Raw genomic sequence first — 21,812 nt, forward strand, 5'->3', positions numbered from 1 at the left:
TAGCAATCACCGAAAATACTAAAAACAAACAATGAGTGAGTTTGTGTCATTTAATCTTACTGATAATTATGAGATTCTTACTATTCATCTTCAGCTGCCTGTCTGTTTCGGCGTTCGGCCAGCAGGCCATTAAGCTCAAGCACGAATTAGACAGCATGTATGTGCTGGATCAGCGTAATCGGGAGTGGTTGACTAAACTGGGTAACAATCAGCCCTTAACCGACAGTTTGAGTGAGGTATATAAGACGGATCGCTCTAAGCTGGCTGGTGTACTTTGGGCGGAACAAACTAAAATTGATACCACCAACCTAGCTCGTGCGGAAGCCATTATAAAACAGCATGGTTATCCGGGGAAAAGCCTGGTTGGTGCGCCCGCCAACGAAGCAATTTTTTATATAATTCAGCACTCCAACAAGATTAACACGTATCTGCCTGCGATAAAAAAAGCGGCTGATCAGGGGGAACTTCCTTTTTATCAGTATGCTATGATGCTTGACCGCTCACTGATGTATGGAGGAAAACCGCAACTATACGGCACTCAGGCATCATGCCGACAAATAAAAAAAACAAAACAGTCGCGGTGCTTTGTTTGGCCCATTGCTAATGCCAAAGCTGTGAATGAACGCCGGAAACAGGCGGGTTTTGAACTCACTGTCGAGGAAAATGCTAACCGCCTAAACGCAGCCTACGAACCAGCCATAACGGTTGATGAAGTACGGCAAACCTACGTTTTTGAGTGAGTTAGTTAATCACTCAGCAATTAACTCTGCCAGCCCCACACCCGAATCGGCTGCGCCGTAGTACACCCAAATTTTTCCCGCTTTGTTGCTGTTATCAGGCCATTGTATCCAGCCATTTGAGAAGACTACATTGGGGAAAAACCCGTCACGTTCCCACGATAGTTCCGGCCTAAGTAGGGGTGTGTCAGAACGGCCTATTATTCTTGATGGGTCATCTCTATCTAGTAACGCCAACGCCAGCGAGTAAGCATGGGTCTCATCGGCACCGTGGTAACAGACTAGCCAGCCGTCGTCGGTTAGCATCGGTTCTGGCCCGGCTCCAATTTTGCCACCTTCCCAGGCAAACTGGTTGTTTATACGTTCCTGGCCGGCTGGCCCCTGATGGGGTCGACCCCGACCACCAAAGACAAATCGGTGATTTCCCCAGTGTATTCCATCGGCTGATTCGGCCAGCCAGACTGAGGGTTTACCAATCTCCGACACCATGGGCCGGTGTAATAGCATGTACTTCCCATTGATTTTTTGTGGAAACAGCGCCACATCTTTATTCGGCGGAGGTAAAATCATTCCGACGCGGTCAACTGTTATGAAATCGGTTGTAACGGCTAATCCCACTCCCGGCCCATGTTCTGACACCGCTGTGTATGTAATCCAATATTTGCCTTCCATAAAGGTAATTCGGGCGTCTTCAATACCGTATGATTCGTCCATTCTGGCTGGGAACAGAAACGGTTTTTCATCAATAGTAAAATGAATACCGTCGGTGCTGCGAGCCAAACGAAGGTGGCTTAACGACGTCAGGTAAACCTTGCCTTGTATGGTTATGACGCGTGGATCATAAGGTTCGCTAGGTTCAGGAAACCGCTTGATAATCAACGTTGGAACCCCATCCTGTTCTTCAATTAACGGTATGACAATATAGCCTTTTTCGGCCTTTGGGGCTTCGGCTACACGCAGGAGAATCAGGACTTCATTGTTGAAAAGACAGGCTGCCGGATTGAAGGCCCCTAATACATCGAAACCAGCAATAGTTGGTTTTACATCGCTTGTTTGAAGAATCGGTTGGTCGACTAGTCGCTGGAGTTGGTAACTTCTCATTGATGCTGATTTAGGGCTGACTGACACGACACTCGTAGGCAGTAACTCACAAACTGAATGCAGTGTTCTGGCTCAACTATATAATTAGTTTTTGGAATGACTAAACCTTCCGGGAAATAGACGCGTTATGAGGGGTGAACTAACTTTTATACTCTATTAACCATGATTTACCAGCCAGCGTTTGATCAGGACGAAGATGTGCTGATGCTTAACCCCGATCCAGAAACAGCCGCCTTCGACGACGATGAAGATGATCTCGACGAGGGGGGAGCCGAATTCGATGAACTGGGCTCTGGTGCTGCCAGCGGCTACGGAGCAGAGGACTTAGATGACATTGAGGATGACTTCACTGAGGACGACCTGGGTGAAGACTTAGACGATGACACCATCGAAGACGATCTGGACGACGATAGCATGGAGTAATGTTAACCTGTGAAAAAGCCGCTAGCCTTTCGGTTAGCGGCAAGTCGTTTCAAGTATTTCCTTACTTAAAGACACTATGACAGATTCAGAAGTAAACCCAGATCCAGACGAAGAATCACTCGTTACAACGGAAAATGCTGTTACCGACGGCACCGCTCCCGATGCTGAAACACAGTCGTCTGCGGCCAGTGAAGCCGGTGACCGAACAACCAAAGGGGGTTCGCGTGCACCTAATGATCCGGCTGAAGGAGAGTAAGATGCCCAGTGCCAGTGCGTTGTAAATGCGTGATGTGGCAATATTTCGCATCACACATTTATAATGTATTGATAACTGAAAGAAGCGTTTGACACTTCATCTCAGTCTCCTGCCATTCGCGCTCAGGAACCGAATCTTCTGTTAGTCCCGCACCAGCGTAAAGAGTAGCCAGTTTGCCTTCCAGTTTCATACAGCGAATGTGTACGAAAAGACTACTTTCTGCTCCTTCATTATTGGTGTTAATATTGACGGGTCCCAAGAAACCACTATAGAGTTCGCGGTCGTGGGTTTCATGCTGGCCAATAAACGTAAAAGCCACATCGCGGGGCATGCCGCACACCGCTGACGTTGGATGCAACAGCCGAAGCATCACAGTGCCAAGTTGCGGATAGCGCACGGCATGCGTATCGACCGTAAAGCAGGTGCTAAGGTGCATTAAATTTCCGGCTATGAGGGTTTTGGGGCCTTCTTCGAGGTATTCACGCAACCTTATTTTTTTGAAACACTCAATAATATAACGGCTCACCAACGCCTGCTCTTCAATTTCCTTCTGCGACCACATCGCTTCCGGGGGGCGTTTGGGGGTTCCATCCGGGTCAAATGCCGACTGTGTTCCAGCCAGCGAAGTCGTTTGGAAAATGCCAGCGGAATTAATACTCACTAACCGTTCGGGTGTTGCACTTATCCAGATTTGCCCTTTCTCCGGAATCGAAACGGCAGACACAAACGCTGTTGGATAAGCCGTACATAGTTTATTGAACAGATCGACCGCGTTTGGGGCATCGGTAAACTGCACCCGCTTTGTGCGCGACAAAACCACCTTCCGAAAATCTCCACGTTGCATGGCTTTAACAGCCACGGCCACATTGCGCACATACTCCACCTGTGCATCCGGGTCGGGTAGGGTCATTACAGCCGTTTGTGCGGATTGCTTTGCCGTCTGACTAGTAATTTGAGACCTTAGTGTTTGCCAAAACTGCTCAGCCGAGGCATTGTTGGCCGCCGTATTATCAGTTTGATCTAGCCGGCTCAGTTCAGACTGGTTCTGATTCGTCTCAGAAAACAGAGCCTGTATGTCAGCTCGAAGAAAAAGTGTTCGGGCACTACTATCCAGAGCGGTCTGGCTCAACGTATTCGTCGAAGCGGTATTGGCGAGATTGTCGAAAGGGCTGATCAAAAATCCAGCGGGTAGTTCATCTAAATCTGCCGATACGCGGGGAAGCACTTCGTCGAACGATACAATCATGTGCTTGTCCTGTTGATTGGGCAAGCGCCAGAGCGCAGCCGGAAAACCAAGTGAATGTGCCGTTTCCCAAAGATTAATCGCACTTGGCCAACCGGTTTGCCGGATGGGTTCAGTGGTTGAACTGGTATTAATAAAATAATCAGGTTGCATAGCCAACAGCCGAGCGGGTTAGGCCCAGCTACAAGGATAACAGTTTGTACACTGAATTTGTGCGCGAGATAGTGAAACAGTCGATATAGTTGGCCTTCGATTAGAGAAGAATTTATACCTACTGGTAAAATCAAGTCTATTTTATAACGGTAAAAAAGAAAACTCTCCGAATCTGAAAAGATTTTCTCTTTTTGCGCCCACGTAACTTAAGTTAATGATGAGCTTCCTTGTTTTCATATCTCAATATCTTTTCCGAATCCTCCCTTTTGCCCTCTTAATCATAGCAGGTAGTCCCTGTGCGGCACAGAAACCGACATTCCGGATAATTGATAAGCCTATTATTTTTGATGAGGAACGTAAGAAGTTGTCGCTCGAATACCTGGCTCAACGGCATGGTATTCAGCAAACGGACCCCACTATCAAACCCAAAATGATTGTGTTGCACTGGACGGCAATCCCGACGCTTGAGGCCACCTTCGATGCCTTTAATCCGAGTGTACTACCGGGCCGGCCTGATCTTCAAGCCGCCAGTCATTTAAATACAGCCGTTCCGTTTTTGGTTGATCGCGATGGGACTATTTTTCGACTTCTTCCCGATACAACCTTTGCCCGCCATTGTATTGGGCTGAATTACTGTGCCATTGGTATTGAAAACATAGGGAACAATGATCTGACGAAAGCGCAAATAAAAGCCAATGTACAGTTGGTGCGCTACTTGAAACGCCTTTACAACATCGAATACCTGATTGGCCATTACGAGTATAAGGATTTCATTGGCACACCGCTTTGGAAAGAAACGGACCCAAATTACCTGACCGGCAAAACCGATCCGGGAAAATCGTTTATGCGTAGCGTGCGAAAACGGGTCAAAGATCTGAATCTGAAGGGAAGCCCGCTTCAGGCAGAATGAATGGTTTCCTTTCGGTCAGGCAAGACAAATTCAGTGATGGAAGGGGTAAATGGTTTGTTTTCTGCGAACTTCGCGGCTGGATAATCTGCTCTCAACTTTATGATCCGCATCTTTCAGCAGGACGCCACTTCCGTCCGAAAAATCCGTGATATTGATTCCTTCTCCAATACTGAACGGACTCTGTGGGTGGACCTTCAAAACCCAACGCCTGCCGAAATTAAGAGCGTTGAAGAAAAATTCGATGTTGATTTTTTAAGCCAACAGGAGCAATTGGAAATTGAAAGCAGTTCGCGCTACATTGAAGAAGATGATTTTTTGATCGCTAATTCCAACTTTCTGGTACCCGATACTGAGCATCGCTATACCAATGTGCCCGTGAGTTTTCTGCTCAAAGATGATACCCTGTTTACTTACCGCAACGCTGATCTGAAATCATTTGCCGACACCGTCAAGCGCATAAAGTCGCGCCGGGCCGTATTTAGCGATGGAGCACAGATTATGATTTCGATCTTTGAATCGCGGATTGATTACGACGCCGATTTAATTGAGCTTGTGTCGGGCGAAATTAAAGCCATCAACCGATTGCTCGATCTCGACGCCAACCTCGACCGTGAAATGCTGCTTAATATCAACGATTATCAGGAACTAACAATGTCGATTCGGGAGAATGTGGTTGATAAACAACGAGTTATATCGTCCATGATTCGTTCCGATGGTTGGTTTAATGATCTGGAACAACAGCGACTCAGAACACTAATCAAAGATATTAATTCGCTGATTGACCATACCAATTTTATTTTCGAGCGGCTTGAGTTTCTGCAAAATACGTACCTCGGTCTAATTGATTTAGAGCAGAACCGAGTCGTTAAAATCTTTACGGTTGTGTCACTGGTATTTTTACCACCAACCTTGCTCGCTAGTATTTGGGGCATGAATTTCGACGAGATGCCCGAAGTCCACTGGAAGTACGGTTACGTTTTCGCGTTGGCGATGATGGTCTTTTCGTCGGCACTGACGGTCTGGATATTCCGCCGTAAAAACTGGCTATAACACAGGGAAAGTGACTAAAACGTACCAGGCCATAGATCGTTTAGTGAGTTACTTCTGAGGTTATTCACGTCTGATTTTCAAACAAATTTCTCCCTTATAATTTATGGAACAGGCGCAGACAAGAATGGAACTCATTTATAGTCAGGTACTAACTTTCGCCACAGTTTACGGTGGGCAGGTACTATTGGCTATTATAACCCTCATTGTTGGTCTTTGGATCATTGGCTGGATTACAAAGTTATTGTCATCCATGATGGCAAAGCGGCACATTGATCGGGATGTGCAACCGTTTCTGTTATCGCTGGTGAATGGGCTATTGCGGGTGTTATTGCTGTTGAGTATTGCCAGTACACTTGGTGTGCAAACAACTTCCTTTGTGGCTATTATCGGGGCGGCTGGTCTGGCTGTAGGTCTGGCCCTTCAGGGTAGTCTGGCGAACTTTGCGGGGGGGATTCTAATTTTGATTTTCAAACCGTTTCGTGTTGGCGACCTGATTTCAGCACAAGGTTTTACGGGGAATGTTGAAGCTATTCGTATTTTCGACACGACACTTGTAACGCTGGATAACAAAACAATTATTCTGCCCAACGGTGCGCTATCAACGACGGCTATTGTGAATATTAGTACCAAAGGCATTATTCGTGTTGATCAGGTATATAGCGTGGGCAGTCAGAACGATATAGATGCGACGAAAACGTCAATTATGAACGTAGTCAATGGGTGTCCCTTAGCCCTCAAAGACCGTCAGCATGATGTATTAATTACGAAATTGAACGCTAACTCGCGGGACTACGACGTACGTGTCTGGACTAAGAGCGAAAATTACTGGGGTACGTATTATTACATGCTTGAACACATAGCGCGGCAATTTGATAAAGATGGTATCGAAGCCCCCAAACCAACGATGTTTATTGTTAATGAGTAGTAGATACTATACCGGCTTTCAACCCGATGTAGCGTAATATCAGATTCGAAAAGCAACGCCCGACTAAACAAATCAGTCGGGCGTTGCTTTTTGTAAATAGACAAGGTTTGTTTGATAGTTCGTTAAACGTTTTAGAGGTTGATAAATCTAACCTCCGAAGCGTTTCAATACGCAGCAGAAAACAACTTAATGACATGACGATTCTGAAAATAATAAATGTGCTTGGCCTGATAGCTATACTCGCTTTAGACCCGTTAGTCTCCCAAAAAGCAGCAGCTCAGCCGGGGATTAGTGTTCCGGTGCAAACGTTTTATAACGAATTGTCTCCGTATGGGCAGTGGGTGCCAAGTCCAACGTACGGATCAGTCTGGATACCCAATGTCGGGCAGGATTTTCAACCATACGCGACTGATGGACATTGGGTTGTAACTGAATTTGGCAATACCTGGGTATCAGATTATCCGTGGGGTTGGGCACCGTTTCACTATGGCCGCTGGTATTTTGATAATCAATTTGGCTGGGCGTGGGTTCCGGGCAGCGACTGGGGACCAGCCTGGGTATCGTGGCGGACAGGTGGCGGCTATTACGGCTGGGCACCACTCGGTCCTGGTTTTGATATCAACGTCAACATTAATATTCCTGCTCCTTACTGGACCTTTGTTCCGCAGATCTATATCACCAGCCCGCAACTGTATAGCTATCGGGTGGCACGGCCTAACGTCGTGAACATTTACCAGAATACCACCATCATTAACAACATCTACCGATCCAATAATCGAGCGTACGTGTACGGGCCGAATCGGGGAGATATTGAGCGTATTACTCGCCATAGCGTCCCTATATACCGAATTGACCCAATGGATAGACCGGGGCGTTCAGTCGTTGGAAACGGTTCGGTAGGTTTTTACCGGCCCGGTCAGTCGCCGGGGTATGGACAGAACTACGGTCGCAACAACCAATTTGATAATTCGTCACGCCCTACCTATAACGGTAATAATGCTCCTGGTCGCGGTAATTATGGCAGCGGAAATAACGTGCAAAATCGAGACTACAACGGCAACAATACGCCGAATCGGGATTATAACGGTAACAATATGCCTAACCGAAATTACGACGGTAACACCAACACGCCAAACCGGGATTACAATGGCAGTTCAACCAGGGGAAACTACAACAACAGTACCCCGGCTGACCGAAGTGAAAATACTACTGTACCAAATTCCGGAAATGCGCCTAATTCTCCGTCTAATCGCTTCGAACCCAGTCGCGGTACTTATTCGCCGGGCAATACCCAATCGGGCGGTTATCAACAGGGCAACGGTCAGCCTGGTGGCTCATCTAACCCACAAGCTAATCCTCCCCAGCAACCAAACCGAACGTTTGATCGGTCGGATCGGCAAGGGTCGATAAACAGTCAGCCAACACAAAGCGGACGTAGCGATGGCGCAGGTTATCAGCGGACACCGGATAATAATAGAGGTGGACAGACTCAACAACGTCCTCAGGAGCAATCTCAACAACAACGGCCAAACGGCGGGGGTGAGCGCCAGCAGCAACAACGAGGGCCACGCTAACTGGCATTGAATTAATTACACAAACGACACGTATCCAGGTAGATACGTGTCGTTTGTGCTTATATCAGGCGAGCGCAAAGACTAACTCATTGGGGATAGTTTTAGCGGGGTCGACAGGCAAGATGTTATACAAGAGAGGGAGCAATGCCAAACGTCTTTTTGAAGGCAAACGAAAAATGAGACAGGTCTTCGAATCTTTGGGGCTATATCTTTTTTATTTTCAAAATTTCCGTAGATACTTCCTTTCGTAAGCTTTGTCGCTTCGGTCGAATCAGAGAGAAGTAACCGCATAGCCTTTCACATTAAAGATACCAGCGGTACATTCAATGATAAGTTGGCGAGTGCTTTCTGATCTTGGTTAAAACTTTACATTGCAGATATACCGTCCGGTACATGAAAGTCAAGATTTATTTAATTCTATTTTTTTGCGTCACTTTTCTTCGTCTGTAAAGGCTCTACGCAAATGACAACTGCTGATTAAGCGGTACTTTTACCCGATATGCGTTATTTTATTGAACTATCGTATCGGGGAACGGCCTATCACGGCTGGCAAACACAGGCTAATGGGATAAGTGTGCAGGTTACGCTCGAAGCGGCATTAACTCAGCGACTTGGTATACCCATTTATGTTATGGGTAGTGGCCGCACCGACGCGGGCGTTCATGCTAAACAACAGTTTGCTCATTTCGATGTTGATGAGCCGTTACCTTTAACCGAAGCGTTTATTTATTCGATTAATTGTATCCTGCCCGAAGACATTGCCATTCACACTATCTTCCCGGTTGGACCGAAAGATCATGCTCGTTTCTCGGCAGTCTCCCGGTACTACCAATATCACATTACCCGCCAGAAAAATGCCTTTCAAACCAGCCTGACGTATCATTTTCGGCCTCATCTAGATGTTGAACGTATGAATGAGGCTTGCGAAATACTCCGGCAACACAGCAACTTTAAGAGCTTTAGTAAAGCTCGCGCCAACGTAACGCATTTTAATTGCCGACTCGATTTTGCCTACTGGCAATATACAAATGATGATTGCCTGACGTTTCATATTAAAGCGAATCGATTTTTGTGGGGAATGGTACGCACTATTGTTGGAACAATGCTTGAGATAGGGCAGGGGCGAATGAGTCTCGACCAGTTCGAGAAAATCATTCTGGCTCAAGACCGCACCGTGGCGGGCCGGGCAGCACCGGCCAATGGATTGTATTTAATTGACATTGGCTACCCGGCAAAGGTTTTACAAGAGCGTACTGTGCAGGCATTAGTGAGCGCAGAACATGGAGAGACGTTGTCGGGTTGACCCGTTCTTACGTCCATTCTGTGCCCATTTTCGGTCTCTTATCCTAAATTTTGTTAAATTGGACCGTTCCCCGGTTGAATCCGTTATTTTTGTCTCATAACACGAACCCCCTAAATGGCTCGTAACAAGAAGAAAGTTGGTGCGTATCCCAGTGGCATGATTTTATTTAGCCTGACACTGGCCTTATTTTTAATTGGTTTCTGCGGATTGCTGGCTATCCAGTCAAAGAAACTGGTAACATACATTCGTGAGAATTATGAAGTACGGGCATTTCTAGATAAAGACCTCAGTACAAAGAAGAGCACCGCTCTATTTAGTACGATTGCAGAGCAACCTTATATTCTGAAAGTGAACGGAATTCCTCAGATTAACCTGGTTACGAAAGAGGAAGCCGCCAAGGAGTTTATTGCCGAAACGAAAGAAGATTTTTCAAAGTTTCTAGGCGAAAATCCCCTGCATGACAGTTACCGAATAAAACTCAGTGAAGGGTATTTTGAGGAATCTAAATTGCAGGAAGTAAAGCGGGATTTAGAGGAGATTGACGGTGTATTTGAAGTGGTTTATCAGGAAAATCTGGTGGACAATATCAACCGAAACATCACGAAAATTTATGCCGTGATGTCAGCCTTTGCCCTGATTCTGTTATTAATTATCGTCGTATTAATGAATAACACAATTCGACTGGCACTTCATTCTCAGCGGTTGCTGATTCGGAGTATGCAGTTGGTTGGGGCTACAAACGGATTTATCACGCGGCCATTTTTGGGGCGTGGTATGTGGCAGGGATTTCTGGCAGGGGTTGCTGCTGTGATATTACTCTTGGTCGGATTGCAGATTGCCATTCATAATTTGCCTGAACTGCAAACATTTCAGGATCCGGAAAAAGTTGTTTTCCTAATGATAGGTATTGTTTTACTAGGTGTGTTAATTGGCTTCCTGAGTACATTCCAGGCTGTTAATCGGTATCTGGGACTGACACTGGACGAACTTTATTAGTTTTTGACTTTTGCTGAATGTCAACACGGTTATTGCACTAATGATTGACGCAAACAAAAACTACAAGTTGATTTTAAGGTTACACAATAAGAATAACTGACGAATGAACATGGCAAAAGATAAACAAGTTGTCGCGCCTACACTAACTCGCGATGAACCAGCCAAAAAAGTAACAGCCACGACAACGGTATATCCAAAAACCGTTCCGACGCGGTCATCAGTTGCAGACCCTATTCGCCGGGATACAGCCTCGTCGTCTGCACTTCCCTTTGGTCGGCAGAACTACACGCTCATGCTGGCGGGTATTGGTATCATCCTGGCCGGATTTTTTATTATGAGCCTAGACAAAGAGGAATTTGGCTTTGGTTTTCTGGGATTAACACTCGGCCCGATTGTCGTTATGGGTGGTTTCGTACTCGAATTTTTTGCTATTCTTGCCCGTCCGAAGGCGTAGTGGAGTGATAAAGGTATAGAGTTGTGAGACGAATTGTTGCTATAACGTTTCACCGTGGCGACTGTCCATTGTAGCGGTTATAAAGTTTTTGAGAAGTAACTTTACAGCTTTATAACTGACTGCTATGGCGGACCATCATCATGGCGGACTGTCTCACAACTGTATACTGTTTAAATGGAACTGATTCACGCCATTGCATTGGCTATTATTGAAGGACTGACCGAATTTTTACCGGTTTCCTCGACAGGCCACATGATTATTTACTCCTCATTGGTGGGCATTGCCGGAAATGAATTTACAAAATTATATACCGTCGACGTACAATTTGGCTGTATACTATCGGTACTGGTACTTTATCACCGTCGTTTCCTGACCGATACCCGCACTGGTACGTTTGTAGTTCCCAACTACCTGAAATCATTGCCGCCCCGTTTGCAACCGATGGCGGATTTCTACAGTAAAATTCTCATTGCCTTCCTGCCAGCCGCTGTCATTGGTTTTCTGCTTAATGACTTTATCGACTCATTGCTCGAAAATGTGGTTGTGGTAGCTATAACGCTTCTCTTAGGAGGCATTGTGCTCTTATTTATTGACCGCATCACTAATCAACAACCTAAAGATGGCGATGTGACAGTGCCGGATGCATTGCGCATTGGATTCTTTCAATGCATTGCTATGATTCCGGGGGTGTCTCGGTCGGCGGCAACCATTATTGGTGGTATGTTTCAAGGACTTACCCGGACACAAGCCGCTGAGTTTTCGTTTTTTCTGGCTGTACCGACGATGGCCGCTGCTTCGGGGTATAAGCTTCTCAAAACCTACAAACTTCTCCAACCGGAAGATTATCAGACGTTGCTCATTGGTAATGTTATCGCGTTTGTTGTTGGCTTACTTGCCATCCGTGGATTCGTAGGTTTTCTGACCCGGTACGGCTTCAAAGTATTTGGTTATTATCGAATTGTACTTGGTTTGATATTACTGGGATTAGTGGCGGCTGGCGTGAAGTTAGACGTGTTATAATTGGCCAAACGTTGAGCGAAACAACACAATCTCCCGATCCAGGGCAGGTTATCTTGATTGATAAACCACTCACCTGGACGTCATTCGACGTAGCGAACAAGCTGAAATACGCCTGTAAATTTAAGAAAATTGGTCATGCCGGTACACTTGACCCACTTGCTACGGGCTTGCTCATTCTGTGCACTGCCAAGATGACCAAGCAAATCGATCAATATCAGGCACAGGAAAAAGAATATACGGGTACACTCGTTCTGGGTAAAACTACCCCTTCTGTTGACCTCGAAACCGCTTTCGACGCTGAGTTTGATACGACTGGTATCACATCCGAACAGATTCAAAATGCTGCTCAACAGCTAACGGGCGACATTTTGCAGGTACCCCCCATCTATTCAGCCATTCGTGTTAACGGCGAACGACTGTACGAAAAAGCTCGTCGGGGAGAAACAGCCGACCTCGTTGAAGGAGGTATTAAGGCACGTCAGGTTACGGTTTCAGAATTTGAGGTCAACGACAATCGCTTTCCAGAAGTGGATTTTCGTATTGTGTGTTCGAAAGGCACTTATATTCGTAGTTTGGTACGCGATTTGGGCTTATTGCTTAACAACGGCGCTTATATGAGTAGTCTACGCAGGACACGCATCGGCAACTTTAGAGTAGAGGATGCGTCCACAATTGAGCAATTTATTACAGCGCATCGTGCTTTACTACCTGATCCTCTACTGACGAACGAATGATTATTTATACAGGCCTCGATGATATCCCACCTTTACCAAACGCTGTTGTAACAAGTGGTACGTTTGATGGGGTTCACCGTGGTCACCAAACCATTTTATCCCGCCTGACGGAAGTGGCGAAGGCAAGCGGGGGCGAATCTGTACTGATAACCTATTGGCCACACCCACGCACCGTGGTGTCGAACGACAGTCAAAACCTGAAATTGCTGACAACACTGGATGAAAAAATTGAACTTCTCGATCAGGCGGGAGTCGATCATTTAGTCGTTATTCCATTTACGCGCTCATTTTCAGAACTGACTTCGGAGGAATATATTCATCAGATTCTGATGGATAAAATCGGTACAAAAAAACTGGTCATTGGGTATGATCACCGTTTTGGACGCGACCGCGAAGGGGGTTTTGATTACATACAGGCGCATCAGAGTGAGTACGGATTCGAGGTAGAAGAGATTCCCCGACAAGATGTCGAAGCAGTAGGGGTTAGTTCGTCGAAAATTCGGGCAGCACTCAGTGAAGGTAACATCCACACGGCGAATCTATTTCTGGGCCGACCTTACAGCCTTATGGGTACTATTGTGAAAGGGCGGCAACTGGGTCGTACAATTGGCTTCCCAACGGCTAATATGCAGGTGGATGATCCCGCCAAACTCATTCCGGCAAATGGGGTGTATGCCGTTGAAGTTGACTATGCTGGGCAAACGTTGAACGGTATGCTTAATATTGGCTTTCGACCGACCGTTGCAGGCACGAATCAAACGATTGAAACCTATATTTTTGACTTTGACAGAGATATATATGGGGAGCATATGACGCTGAAATTCAAAGAATTTCTGCGACCAGAGCAAAAGTTTGAAGGATTGCCTGCCCTTGTTGCACAACTAAAGCGCGATGAAGAGTCGGCGCGGGCAGTGCTCAAACAGTGAATCAACGGCCAATAGTTAGCCCGGCAACATAGCCCGTTGTCCAGGCACTTTGAAAATTAAAACCACCTGTTATCCCGTCTACATCCAGCACCTCGCCTGCAAAAAATAGTCCTGTATGTGCCTTACTTTCAAGGGTTTGTGGGTTTAATCCACTAAAGTCAATACCCCCGCAAGTTACAAACTCATCCTTAAATGTACTCTTGCCAACGACCTGAAACTGGCTGTTGGTAAGTCGTTCGGCAAGACGGTTTAGGGGTTTGGCTGGCAGGTCGGCCCAGCGTTGCGTTTCTGAAATGCCTGCCTCTAAAGCGAAAGCCTGCCAAAGACGAGAGGGTAGGCCAAACGGATTTTGGGAAACTACCTGCTTACGGCCATTTTGCTGACGAAAATCCTGCAAAGCGGCACGCAACTCGTTTTCATTCAGTGTTGGTGTCCAGTTTACGCGAAGTATGAACCGATAGTGAGCATCGGCCAGTTCGCGCGCGGCCCAAGCCGATAGTCGTAACACGGCGGGACCACTAAATCCCCAATGCGTTAATAACAATGGTCCGCGTTGTTCCTGCTTACTGCCAAGTACGGATACTTTCGCATCGGTTACCGATACGCCCGCCAGCGTCAGCAACGGACTACCGGGCGTATTAAACGTGAATAGGGATGGAACCGGCGATAGTAGTGGCTCCGTTTGTTCGGGCAACCAACCGTATCCATCTGCTTTTGGATAGCCACCTGTAGCAATCAGAACACGGTCGGCTGTGATTATTTCTCCGTCTAGTAAATGTAGCTGCCAGCGGTCCTGCTCATCGCGCGTTAGCGAACTGACTCCACAACTGGTGCGAATAGTAATGCCCAATCGGCGAGCGGTATAGAGCAGACAATCCACAATAGTTTCGGAGGTGTTTGTGGTCGGAAACATACGCCCATCGGCTTCTGTTTTCAAGGGTACACCCCGTTTCTCAAACCAGGCAACGGTTGCTGCTGCGTCAAACTGATTCAGCAGGAATCGTAATGGTTTTTCGCCACGTGGGTAATGTTTTACCAACTGACGATTGTCGAAACAGGCGTGGGTAACGTTGCAACGGCCTCCGCCCGAAATGCGGACTTTATTCAGTACAGTGCGGGTCTTTTCAACGATGGTAATGGTTGCCTCCGGAAACCTTTCGGCGGCTGTAATAGCGCCAAAAAACCCAGCCGCTCCACCACCAATTACAATAATATCTAACGAGGACATAAGTTTTTAACAGCGGTTTTTCGTTTACGGTTCATAGCTTACAGGTAGGGTTACCCGTGGAGTAACAAGAACCATAAACCCAAAACCATAAACCGTTCGTAACTTTACCCGTATGTTCTTCAAACCTCGATTTTCAACCAAAAAGTATGCTCGCCGAGGTTTCCGGCTACGCGGTAACACACTCGTGTTGCTATTCGTATTTTTCCTGATTGGCCTCTTTTTGCATTACGGCGGACGGACCAAGCCTGTTGTTGCTTTCTGGAACGACTTCCGGCAAATGATTGGGTTGCGTCATTCTCGATCCGAAACCGGAGAGAATAATCCATATAAAGCCCCTGAACCCAAGGATTCTCCCGACGTAGCAACGGATAACCGGAGTCATAGGAAGCGGTCTGGCGGGTCGAAGTCCAACGAGTCGGATGAGAGTGAAGCCACTGATAACAAAGGCGCTAAGCCATCAGCAGAATCGTCGGGTAACGCGCGTTTTGATTTTGAGAAGCAAGTTGATTTCCTGCTGCCATCAGTCAAACCAGGTGATAATATTATCCAGCACGAAGGGTATACCCTCCGGTATCGAGACCAATATAAAGATGCCGATTGGGTAGCCTATCCGTTATTGGCTTACGAAATAACGGGCGACGCCGACCGCAAATACGAGCAATTTATGCCCGATCCAACCGTTGAGAAAGGTACGGCTGTTCCGTCTGATTACACCCGTTCGGGTTATGATCGTGGGCATTTGGCTCCGGCTGGGGATTTTAAATTTTCGCAGCGAATCATGCGCGAAACCTTCTTCATGAGCAATATTACTCCCCAAGCACCCCAGTTTAATCGGGGTATTTGGAAAGAACTTGAAGAGCTGGTACGAACCTGGGCAATACGCGACAAAGGTGTTTACGTGGTGACTGGTCCCGTTTTGAAACCCGGCTTGCCAACGATAGGGAAGGCTAACGAAATAAGTGTACCCGAAAAGTTTTACAAAGTGATTTTGTACTGCAACAAGCCCGACATTCGGATGATCGGGTTCTTACTAGACAATGAAGCCTCAACTAATTCATTAAGGGAGTTTGTCGTGCCAATTGACCGGATTGAGCAACTGACAGGTATCGATTTCTTTCCTAAAATTCCTGATGATTTAGAACGGAAATTAGAGAGTAAAAGCCGGGATGAAGTAGTGGCTGAATGGTTTAATTATTGACCATTTGGTGAAATAAGCATTGGCGTTTTCCCGTCTGTAATGATAATCTTTGCATTGGGCGATGTAGCCAACTGCCTAAAGGCTTCGATGGTTTTATACTCGATAATCTGCTTGTTCAAGCCTTCAGAAATGATCTTTTGTGAATCGGCTATTCCTCTCGCTTCTATCACTTTACGGTCGGCCTCTTTGTGCTCTTTCTGCAACACAAACTCCATTTGTTGAGCTTGTTGCTCCGCTTCAAGTTTTTGTTCGATGGATTGCGCCAATCCTTTCGGTAGCTGAATACTTTTCATTAGCACGCTCTCAACCACAATACCCCGTACCTCTAATACCTTGTGCATTTCGGTCGCAATTTCTTTCTCGATTTCCTCGCGCTGACCTGTATACATGTCTTTGGCGAAGAAACGAGCACACACATCCGCAGCCGCCGACCGAAATACGCTAATAATAACAACACTCTCGAATTTATCGCCGATAGTAGACAATACCTGTGGAGCCTTCTCTGGCACAATACGGTACAGTACGGCCATTTCGGCACTAATGTTAAGCCCCTCTTTCGACGGAATATTTTCTAAGGCTAGTGGGAGATTAATGGTCCGGGTTGGCACCCGAATAATGGTTGTCGTAAATGGATTATAGGTATGTACCCCAGACCCGCGTACAACGGGATCTAATTTGCCCAGCCGACGTATAACCCCTACTTCGCCTTGACGAATAGTGGTGCAGGCTGTTAACCAAAGGACAGGAAACAGGCAGAGTAGGTGCTTTTTCATGATAGTTAGCGAAAAATAGAATTTCTCCGCTAACTAACTACTGGTTCATTAAACCCTGATTGAAAAAGAGTTAAGGTGTTGTTAAAGTTGTTTGGGCTGCTAAAAATGACTGAAGTTTATTGGGGCGTTGATTTATTTACAAGGCTTTATCTTACGTCTTCTGTTTCTTCTTCTTAGCCGCTGGGAACAGGATATTATTCAAAATCAGGCGGTAACCAGCTGAGTTGGGGTGTAGATTAAGGTCGGTGGGTTCCTCACCAATTTCGTGCCGGTAGTCTTCGGGATCGTGCCCACCGTAAAATGTGAAGAATCCCCGGCCATAGGGAGCGTGGATGTAACGAGCCTCACCTGCCGCGCGATTTTCGGCCAAAATAACTACTTCCGGCTTGATATAGGTTTTCTTGAAAGCGGTTGTCTGGCCCATAAATCCCTTAATGACGTTGGCATGATTCTGGGTCAGCATCGTTGGGATAGGATCGTATTTGGCCGAAAACTGAAATAACGTAAAATAATCGTTGTGTTCGCTCAGGCCACGCTCTTCGGGTTGATTGTCGACATTAGAAAACTCGATCAGATACGGATTGGTATAGACTTGGAAGTTCCTAAAGGCAAATGTCTGGCTATAATCCAGTTTATTATTGGCATTGGGATCGGCAGGGTCGCCGTCGTAGAACGTATCAACAATGTCGGTATTATGGGCAGAAAGCGCAATGTCGTAGGTATCGGTAGCATTACACATAGCGAATAAGTACCCCCCGCCAAGCACAAAATCACGAATCTTTTGAGCCACGGCCAATTTCAACTGTGGCACTTTTGTGAAGCCAAATTTCCGGGTAATGGTTTCAGCCTCATTCTTCTGAGCAATGTACCAGGGCTGGTCTTTGAAGTGAAAAAATTTGCCGTACTGACCCGTAAAGTCTTCATGGTGTAGGTGCAACCAGTCGTATTCGGGCAGTTTTCCATTCATCACTTCTTCGTCGAACACAACATCATAAGGAATTTCGGCATAGGCCATAACCATCGTTACGGCATCATCCCAGGGTTGTTTCGTTTTGGGTGAATAAACGGCTACTTTCGGAGGCTTTTGGAGTTTCACCGCGTCCATATTAGCATCGGGAGCTGCAATCTCACTAAGAATCTGAGCCGATTGAGCATCCGAAATGACCTCGTAGCTGACGCCCCGAATCACCATTTCGTTGATAAAGGCCTGACTTTGGGGCATCATGAATGAGCCACCCCGGTAATTAAGCAACCAATCGATTTCCGTATCGTGGGTTTTCAGCACCCAATACGCAATACCATAGGCTTTTAAATGATTCTTTTGGGTATCATCCATCGGAATCAGAATTTTAGAGGCCCACACCTGACCCGTCAGCGTGAGAATTAGGATAAACGGTAACAGCAGACGCTTCATTGGTTTCCCTGATAAGAATGCTTGTAGTAGTTTTGTCATAACGAAAGATATACAAATATTGTGCGAGATTAAAGGCGAAAGAATGAAAGAGTGAAACCGGGCCATTGGTGCAGAGCGAAAATTGATGCACCAGCCACGCTTTTATTTCGCTATAGTAGTAATCTGATTTCGCTCTTTCACTCAAAAATGAACTTACTCGAAAATATCCGTGAGGGGCTGCGCTCGATTGCGAGCAATCGCCTACGCACTATCCTGACTTCACTCATTATCGCCATCGGCATTACGTCGCTGGTGGGTATTCTGACGGCTATCGACGGGATCCAGAGTTCGGTAGACAGCAGTTTTGCTGGGCTGGGCGCTAATACATTTAGCATTGTGGCTCGGCAGGACGCATTTCGGCGGGGCGGGCGCGTCCAAAAACAGGACGAACCGATAGATTATTTCGATGCGATACATTTCAAACGTCGATTTCCATACGGTGCTACTATCGCTGTTTCAACCGTTGTAGCAGGTGCCGCTCAAGCGAAATTCGAGTCTAAAAAAACGAATCCGAATGTGCAGCTTACGGGTGGAGATGATGCCTATCTGACGGTAAAAGGATTTACACTTCAGAGCGGCCGGAACCTGACACAGAATGATTTAACTTATGCACTCAACGTGGCTGTTATTGGCAGCGAAGTGGCTAATACGTTATTTGAGAAAAAACTAGACCCACTCAATCAAGTAATTCGAGTGTCGGGTACACAGTATAAAATTGTAGGTGTGCTGGCAAAAAAAGGTGGATTTTCGGGTGGTGGCGACGACCGAATGATTTTGATTCCGCTTAATAATGCCCGCGCGCTGGCTGGCAGCCAAAAGCTATCGTTCGATATTACCGCTTCTGTGCCCAATGTTTCGGATCAGGACGAGGCCGTTGGCGAGGCACGGGGGATAATGCGATTAGTTCGGCGTGATCCGCTCGGCCAGCCTGATTCCTTCGATATTGAGCGTGCCGATGAACTGGCGAAGGAAACAGCGAACATCACTGGTTACCTTCGCATTGGTGGGTTTGGTATCGGTTTCATTACGTTGTTAGGGGCAGCAATCGCCTTGCTGAATATAATGCTCGTATCGGTTACGGAACGAACCCGGGAAATTGGCATTAGAAAATCACTTGGTGCAACACCCAAACGCATCCGCGAGCAGTTTCTGATTGAAGCCATCGTTATTTGTATTCTTGGGGGCATTGGTGGGGTTGCGCTGGGTTTAGGCATTGGTAATTTAATCGCTACCGTTGTTAGTCAGGGTAAAGGTGGTTTTGTCGTGCCCTGGGTCTGGATGGGACTGGGTATTGTTGTTTGCGTAACGGTTGGCCTTTTTGCGGGTATTTATCCGGCTGTGCGAGCCTCCAAACTTGACCCTATTGATGCGTTGAGATATGAGTAGGAGGAGAGAAAATAAGAAGACAGCTAGGCACAAATAGAAAAATTTTTATTCTCCCCCTTTTTCCTTTCCTGCTTTTTCTCTACTTTTGCACCCACGTTTGACAAACGTATTTTCGGAAACGGAAACGATTCTGTCGCCGGGATGGCGGAATCGGTAGACGCGATGGTCTCAAACACCCTTGTCTGCAAGGACATGCCGGTTCGAGTCCGGCTCCCGGTACAAGTTTAACGCCTAATTAACTGTATAAAAGTTAGTTAGGCGTTTTTGCTTCGTGCTATATACGGAATAATTCCCAAAGCAAATGAAATCAAGTTTACTCGTCAGTTTCCAATAAGGCTTGTCTGGCTATAATAATGGCTTCCTGCTAGTCTTTTCACTTTACGAATGCAAGCAGTCACAGGGATTCTTACCACTATCTCACACCCGCGATGATAACATGGCGATGGACAACCCTGACATAGCCAAGGTGTCGGAGTCCAGTCCTAGGCTTACTGATTATCCGCCCTACGTATTCGCTTTTCTACAATCAATCGACCGGCAAACTGGTATATCTGGGTAAGCTTTAGAGCACATTCGCTTCGGCGTAAGGGGGCGGCACCCGGTGCGGTGACCTAGGACTGACCGTTTGTGCCATCCAATCATACGAATGTTAAAATTTCTTCTAGATTGCCTGAATCATCCGTTACGTCGTCTACCTTTATGAAGGTCAGTCTAGAGGGTTTTTTATTGAGTTTTGCCTTGATGACGAACCCCTTAAACTAATTGACAGATTTTTGAATCTAAAAATCTGTTTCAATCCCTGAGTTAGCGTTCATTCATGACAACACCTATAAGTACTAAAATCATCTTTTTCATGTCCAACATACGGTTAGCGATTGGGCTGTTCCTGGCAACAGCGAGCATAGTAAGTGCTCAGCAGAAAACAGCCGCTACAACCCCACCCGCAACAACGAATATCATCCCTATTTCGAAGGCTGATTTGGGGACTTTTCCCTATTTTAAAACCCTACCTAATTTTACTCCAATTAATCAAAGTGATTCACTAACCATTGACGAAAACCGGACGTATTTTTTTGATGGAAAAAATTACCTTGCCGTTGATGGGCAGGTGTCTTCCCAAATACTTAGTGTGAAAGATGATAAGAAAAAAATCCCGTCTGAATTTCAGATTATTCAGGAGTTTGATAAAGTAGTTACCACGTTAGGGGGAAAAAAAATATACGCGGGTAAGCTGCCTGAAGAACCGTTAAAGAAAATTGCGGCATACGATCTGGTTGAGCTAGGATCAAAACATCAGGTGGCATCCTCGGCGTATTATGGGGTCGTCGAATACGTTATCAAAACAGCCACTAAGGAAGTCTGGGTTCAACTGGTGCCATCCTCAATTGGCTCTAAATTTATTTCGCTTTTGATTGTTGAAAAGCAGAGTCAATTAATCGGCCTCAATACGAACAAGGAAAATGCCATTCTAAAAGAGCTGGAAAAGAATGGGAAAGCGATAAGCCATCTAGACTTTGAACTCGACAGCGCCGGGCTACTCACGCAATCAAAAGATGAACTGTTACATATCGTAGGTATCTTTCAAGCGCATCCTGAGTGGAGACTGCGAATCGAGGTGAACACGGCGTCAGTAGGTAAGCCAGAGTACAATTTATCGTTGACGGAAAAAAGAGCGGTGGCTCTTAAAGAGGAGTTAGTTGGCTTGGGTGTAAAAGCTACATCGGTCGAGGCAAAAGGGGTAGGTGATACAAAACCCCTGGGTACGAACGATACAGAAAAAGGAAGACTGACCAATACCCGAGTAGAGATTGTAAGACTCTAACGACTGTGTCTGCTTGGTCAAAAACACGCTAACCAAGTAAAAAATGAAGTGTATATGGTACTGATTGAGTTGGACAGATAATAAAATTACCACACGCATCAGCCCAGCATAACAAGGGCGATAATTAATCCAAAGGCATTTTTTATA

21 protein-coding genes and 1 tRNA gene are annotated in these 21,812 nt (G+C 46.2%); 17 read left to right on the forward strand and 5 right to left on the reverse strand.

What is annotated here, in order from left to right; genetic code table 11:
• Positions 1–68: 68 nt before the first annotated feature.
• The gene (locus ACFS25_RS07455; RefSeq protein WP_381498130.1) at positions 69–740 is read left to right on the forward strand and encodes a DUF6624 domain-containing protein; all 672 of its coding nucleotides are present in this window, start codon (positions 69–71) and stop codon (positions 738–740) included.
• Between the two features lie 9 nt (positions 741–749).
• Here ACFS25_RS07455 and ACFS25_RS07460 read toward each other — a convergent pair whose 3' ends face one another.
• Complete coding sequence (locus tag ACFS25_RS07460) at positions 750–1,838, reverse strand: glycoside hydrolase family 130 protein (RefSeq protein ID WP_381498131.1); 1,089 nt, start codon at positions 1,836–1,838, stop codon at positions 750–752.
• A 162-nt stretch (positions 1,839–2,000) separates the two neighbouring features.
• On the opposite strand from ACFS25_RS07460, the gene ACFS25_RS07465 reads away from it, so the two are divergent.
• Together ACFS25_RS07465 and ACFS25_RS07470 are read left to right on the forward strand one after the other, a co-directional pair.
• Complete coding sequence (locus tag ACFS25_RS07465) at positions 2,001–2,261, forward strand: adhesin (RefSeq protein ID WP_381498133.1); 261 nt, start codon at positions 2,001–2,003, stop codon at positions 2,259–2,261.
• 76 nt (positions 2,262–2,337) lie between these two features.
• On the forward strand, positions 2,338–2,517 hold the full coding sequence (locus ACFS25_RS07470) for a hypothetical protein (RefSeq protein ID WP_381498135.1): 180 nt from the start codon (positions 2,338–2,340) through the stop codon (positions 2,515–2,517).
• Between the two features lie 58 nt (positions 2,518–2,575).
• Here the strand turns inward: ACFS25_RS07470 and ACFS25_RS07475 are convergent, their stop codons facing one another.
• Complete coding sequence (locus tag ACFS25_RS07475; RefSeq protein WP_381498137.1) at positions 2,576–3,913, reverse strand: chorismate-binding protein; 1,338 nt, start codon at positions 3,911–3,913, stop codon at positions 2,576–2,578.
• 214 nt (positions 3,914–4,127) lie between these two features.
• Here ACFS25_RS07475 and ACFS25_RS07480 point away from each other — a divergent pair, with 214 nt between their 5' ends.
• The 10 genes from ACFS25_RS07480 to ACFS25_RS07525 all read left to right on the forward strand — a co-directional run bounded on the left by ACFS25_RS07480 (position 4,128) and on the right by ACFS25_RS07525 (position 13,805).
• Positions 4,128–4,823, forward strand: coding sequence for a peptidoglycan recognition protein family protein (locus tag ACFS25_RS07480; RefSeq protein ID WP_381498139.1), 696 nt, complete (start codon positions 4,128–4,130; stop codon positions 4,821–4,823).
• Between the two features lie 99 nt (positions 4,824–4,922).
• Positions 4,923–5,873: a magnesium/cobalt transporter CorA gene (gene corA, locus ACFS25_RS07485; RefSeq protein ID WP_381498141.1), complete on the forward strand. Its 951-nt coding sequence runs from the start codon at positions 4,923–4,925 to the stop codon at positions 5,871–5,873.
• 103 nt (positions 5,874–5,976) lie between these two features.
• Entirely contained in the window at positions 5,977–6,798 is an 822-nt protein-coding gene (locus ACFS25_RS07490; protein ID WP_381498144.1) for a mechanosensitive ion channel family protein, read from the forward strand.
• Between the two features lie 194 nt (positions 6,799–6,992).
• On the forward strand, positions 6,993–8,372 hold the full coding sequence (locus ACFS25_RS07495) for a DUF6600 domain-containing protein (RefSeq protein ID WP_381498146.1): 1,380 nt from the start codon (positions 6,993–6,995) through the stop codon (positions 8,370–8,372).
• A gap of 499 nt (positions 8,373–8,871) precedes the next feature.
• Positions 8,872–9,675, forward strand: coding sequence for a tRNA pseudouridine(38-40) synthase TruA (gene truA, locus ACFS25_RS07500; protein ID WP_381498148.1), 804 nt, complete (start codon positions 8,872–8,874; stop codon positions 9,673–9,675).
• Between the two features lie 114 nt (positions 9,676–9,789).
• Entirely contained in the window at positions 9,790–10,671 is an 882-nt protein-coding gene (locus ACFS25_RS07505; RefSeq protein WP_381498150.1) for a cell division protein FtsX, read from the forward strand.
• 109 nt (positions 10,672–10,780) lie between these two features.
• Positions 10,781–11,125 (forward strand): DUF3098 domain-containing protein, encoded by a 345-nt coding sequence (locus ACFS25_RS07510; RefSeq protein ID WP_381498153.1) that lies wholly within the window; start codon positions 10,781–10,783, stop codon positions 11,123–11,125.
• A 174-nt stretch (positions 11,126–11,299) separates the two neighbouring features.
• Complete coding sequence (locus tag ACFS25_RS07515; RefSeq protein ID WP_381498155.1) at positions 11,300–12,145, forward strand: undecaprenyl-diphosphate phosphatase; 846 nt, start codon at positions 11,300–11,302, stop codon at positions 12,143–12,145.
• An 11-nt stretch (positions 12,146–12,156) separates the two neighbouring features.
• Positions 12,157–12,879: a tRNA pseudouridine(55) synthase TruB gene (truB, locus tag ACFS25_RS07520; RefSeq protein WP_381498156.1), complete on the forward strand. Its 723-nt coding sequence runs from the start codon at positions 12,157–12,159 to the stop codon at positions 12,877–12,879.
• Positions 12,876–13,805: a bifunctional riboflavin kinase/FAD synthetase gene (locus tag ACFS25_RS07525; protein WP_381498157.1), complete on the forward strand. Its 930-nt coding sequence runs from the start codon at positions 12,876–12,878 to the stop codon at positions 13,803–13,805. Before truB ends, ACFS25_RS07525 begins: the two co-directional genes overlap by 4 nt.
• A 1-nt stretch (position 13,806) precedes the next feature.
• Here the strand turns inward: ACFS25_RS07525 and ACFS25_RS07530 are convergent, their stop codons facing one another.
• Positions 13,807–15,033, reverse strand: coding sequence for a BaiN/RdsA family NAD(P)/FAD-dependent oxidoreductase (locus tag ACFS25_RS07530; protein ID WP_381498159.1), 1,227 nt, complete (start codon positions 15,031–15,033; stop codon positions 13,807–13,809).
• Between the two features lie 112 nt (positions 15,034–15,145).
• On the opposite strand from ACFS25_RS07530, the gene ACFS25_RS07535 reads away from it, so the two are divergent.
• Complete coding sequence (locus ACFS25_RS07535) at positions 15,146–16,231, forward strand: DNA/RNA non-specific endonuclease (protein WP_381498161.1); 1,086 nt, start codon at positions 15,146–15,148, stop codon at positions 16,229–16,231.
• On the opposite strand, the gene ACFS25_RS07540 is transcribed toward ACFS25_RS07535, so the two are convergent.
• Both ACFS25_RS07540 and ACFS25_RS07545 read right to left on the reverse strand, forming a co-directional pair.
• On the reverse strand, positions 16,225–17,004 hold the full coding sequence (locus ACFS25_RS07540; RefSeq protein ID WP_381498163.1) for a prohibitin family protein: 780 nt from the start codon (positions 17,002–17,004) through the stop codon (positions 16,225–16,227). The two genes, ACFS25_RS07535 and ACFS25_RS07540, sit on opposite strands and share 7 nt — an antisense overlap.
• Before the next feature lie 151 nt (positions 17,005–17,155).
• Positions 17,156–18,418, reverse strand: a complete 1,263-nt coding sequence (locus ACFS25_RS07545) for an asparagine synthetase B (RefSeq protein ID WP_381500783.1) — start codon at positions 18,416–18,418, stop codon at positions 17,156–17,158.
• Positions 18,419–18,604: 186 nt separating this feature from the next.
• Between ACFS25_RS07545 and ACFS25_RS07550 the strand changes: the two genes are divergently transcribed.
• The 3 genes from ACFS25_RS07550 (at position 18,605) to ACFS25_RS07560 (ending at position 21,665) form a co-directional block, all read left to right on the forward strand.
• A complete protein-coding gene (locus ACFS25_RS07550; protein WP_381498165.1) occupies positions 18,605–19,843 on the forward strand; it encodes an ABC transporter permease in 1,239 nt (412 codons plus the stop codon).
• Positions 19,844–19,978: 135 nt separating this feature from the next.
• Positions 19,979–20,062 (forward strand) — tRNA-Leu (locus tag ACFS25_RS07555).
• A 634-nt stretch (positions 20,063–20,696) separates the two neighbouring features.
• Positions 20,697–21,665, forward strand: a complete 969-nt coding sequence (locus ACFS25_RS07560; protein ID WP_381498167.1) for an OmpA family protein — start codon at positions 20,697–20,699, stop codon at positions 21,663–21,665.
• Positions 21,666–21,812: the final 147 nt, after the last annotated feature.

It is taken from the genome of Spirosoma flavum, assembly GCF_042686045.1.
Taxonomy (GTDB): Bacteria; Bacteroidota; Bacteroidia; order Cytophagales; family Spirosomataceae; genus Spirosoma; species Spirosoma flavum.

Bases quoted from the DNA above. Each gene is read 5' to 3' on its own strand.
- ACFS25_RS07455 (WP_381498130.1), top strand. From the start codon at position 69: ATGAGATTCTTACTATTCATCTTCAGCTGCCTGTCTGTTTCGGCGTTC.
- ACFS25_RS07460 (WP_381498131.1), bottom strand. From the start codon at position 1,838: ATGAGAAGTTACCAACTCCAGCGACTAGTCGACCAACCGATTCTTCAA.
- ACFS25_RS07465 (WP_381498133.1), top strand. From the start codon at position 2,001: ATGATTTACCAGCCAGCGTTTGATCAGGACGAAGATGTGCTGATGCTT.
- ACFS25_RS07470 (WP_381498135.1), top strand. From the start codon at position 2,338: ATGACAGATTCAGAAGTAAACCCAGATCCAGACGAAGAATCACTCGTT.
- ACFS25_RS07475 (WP_381498137.1), bottom strand. From the start codon at position 3,913: ATGCAACCTGATTATTTTATTAATACCAGTTCAACCACTGAACCCATC.
- ACFS25_RS07480 (WP_381498139.1), top strand. From the start codon at position 4,128: ATGATGAGCTTCCTTGTTTTCATATCTCAATATCTTTTCCGAATCCTC.
- corA (WP_381498141.1), top strand. From the start codon at position 4,923: ATGATCCGCATCTTTCAGCAGGACGCCACTTCCGTCCGAAAAATCCGT.
- ACFS25_RS07490 (WP_381498144.1), top strand. From the start codon at position 5,977: ATGGAACAGGCGCAGACAAGAATGGAACTCATTTATAGTCAGGTACTA.
- ACFS25_RS07495 (WP_381498146.1), top strand. From the start codon at position 6,993: ATGACGATTCTGAAAATAATAAATGTGCTTGGCCTGATAGCTATACTC.
- truA (WP_381498148.1), top strand. From the start codon at position 8,872: ATGCGTTATTTTATTGAACTATCGTATCGGGGAACGGCCTATCACGGC.
- ACFS25_RS07505 (WP_381498150.1), top strand. From the start codon at position 9,790: ATGGCTCGTAACAAGAAGAAAGTTGGTGCGTATCCCAGTGGCATGATT.
- ACFS25_RS07510 (WP_381498153.1), top strand. From the start codon at position 10,781: ATGGCAAAAGATAAACAAGTTGTCGCGCCTACACTAACTCGCGATGAA.
- ACFS25_RS07515 (WP_381498155.1), top strand. From the start codon at position 11,300: ATGGAACTGATTCACGCCATTGCATTGGCTATTATTGAAGGACTGACC.
- ACFS25_RS07525 (WP_381498157.1), top strand. From the start codon at position 12,876: ATGATTATTTATACAGGCCTCGATGATATCCCACCTTTACCAAACGCT.
- ACFS25_RS07530 (WP_381498159.1), bottom strand. From the start codon at position 15,033: ATGTCCTCGTTAGATATTATTGTAATTGGTGGTGGAGCGGCTGGGTTT.
- ACFS25_RS07535 (WP_381498161.1), top strand. From the start codon at position 15,146: ATGTTCTTCAAACCTCGATTTTCAACCAAAAAGTATGCTCGCCGAGGT.
- ACFS25_RS07540 (WP_381498163.1), bottom strand. From the start codon at position 17,004: ATGAAAAAGCACCTACTCTGCCTGTTTCCTGTCCTTTGGTTAACAGCC.
- ACFS25_RS07545 (WP_381500783.1), bottom strand. From the start codon at position 18,418: ATGAAGCGTCTGCTGTTACCGTTTATCCTAATTCTCACGCTGACGGGT.
- ACFS25_RS07550 (WP_381498165.1), top strand. From the start codon at position 18,605: ATGAACTTACTCGAAAATATCCGTGAGGGGCTGCGCTCGATTGCGAGC.
- ACFS25_RS07560 (WP_381498167.1), top strand. From the start codon at position 20,697: ATGTCCAACATACGGTTAGCGATTGGGCTGTTCCTGGCAACAGCGAGC.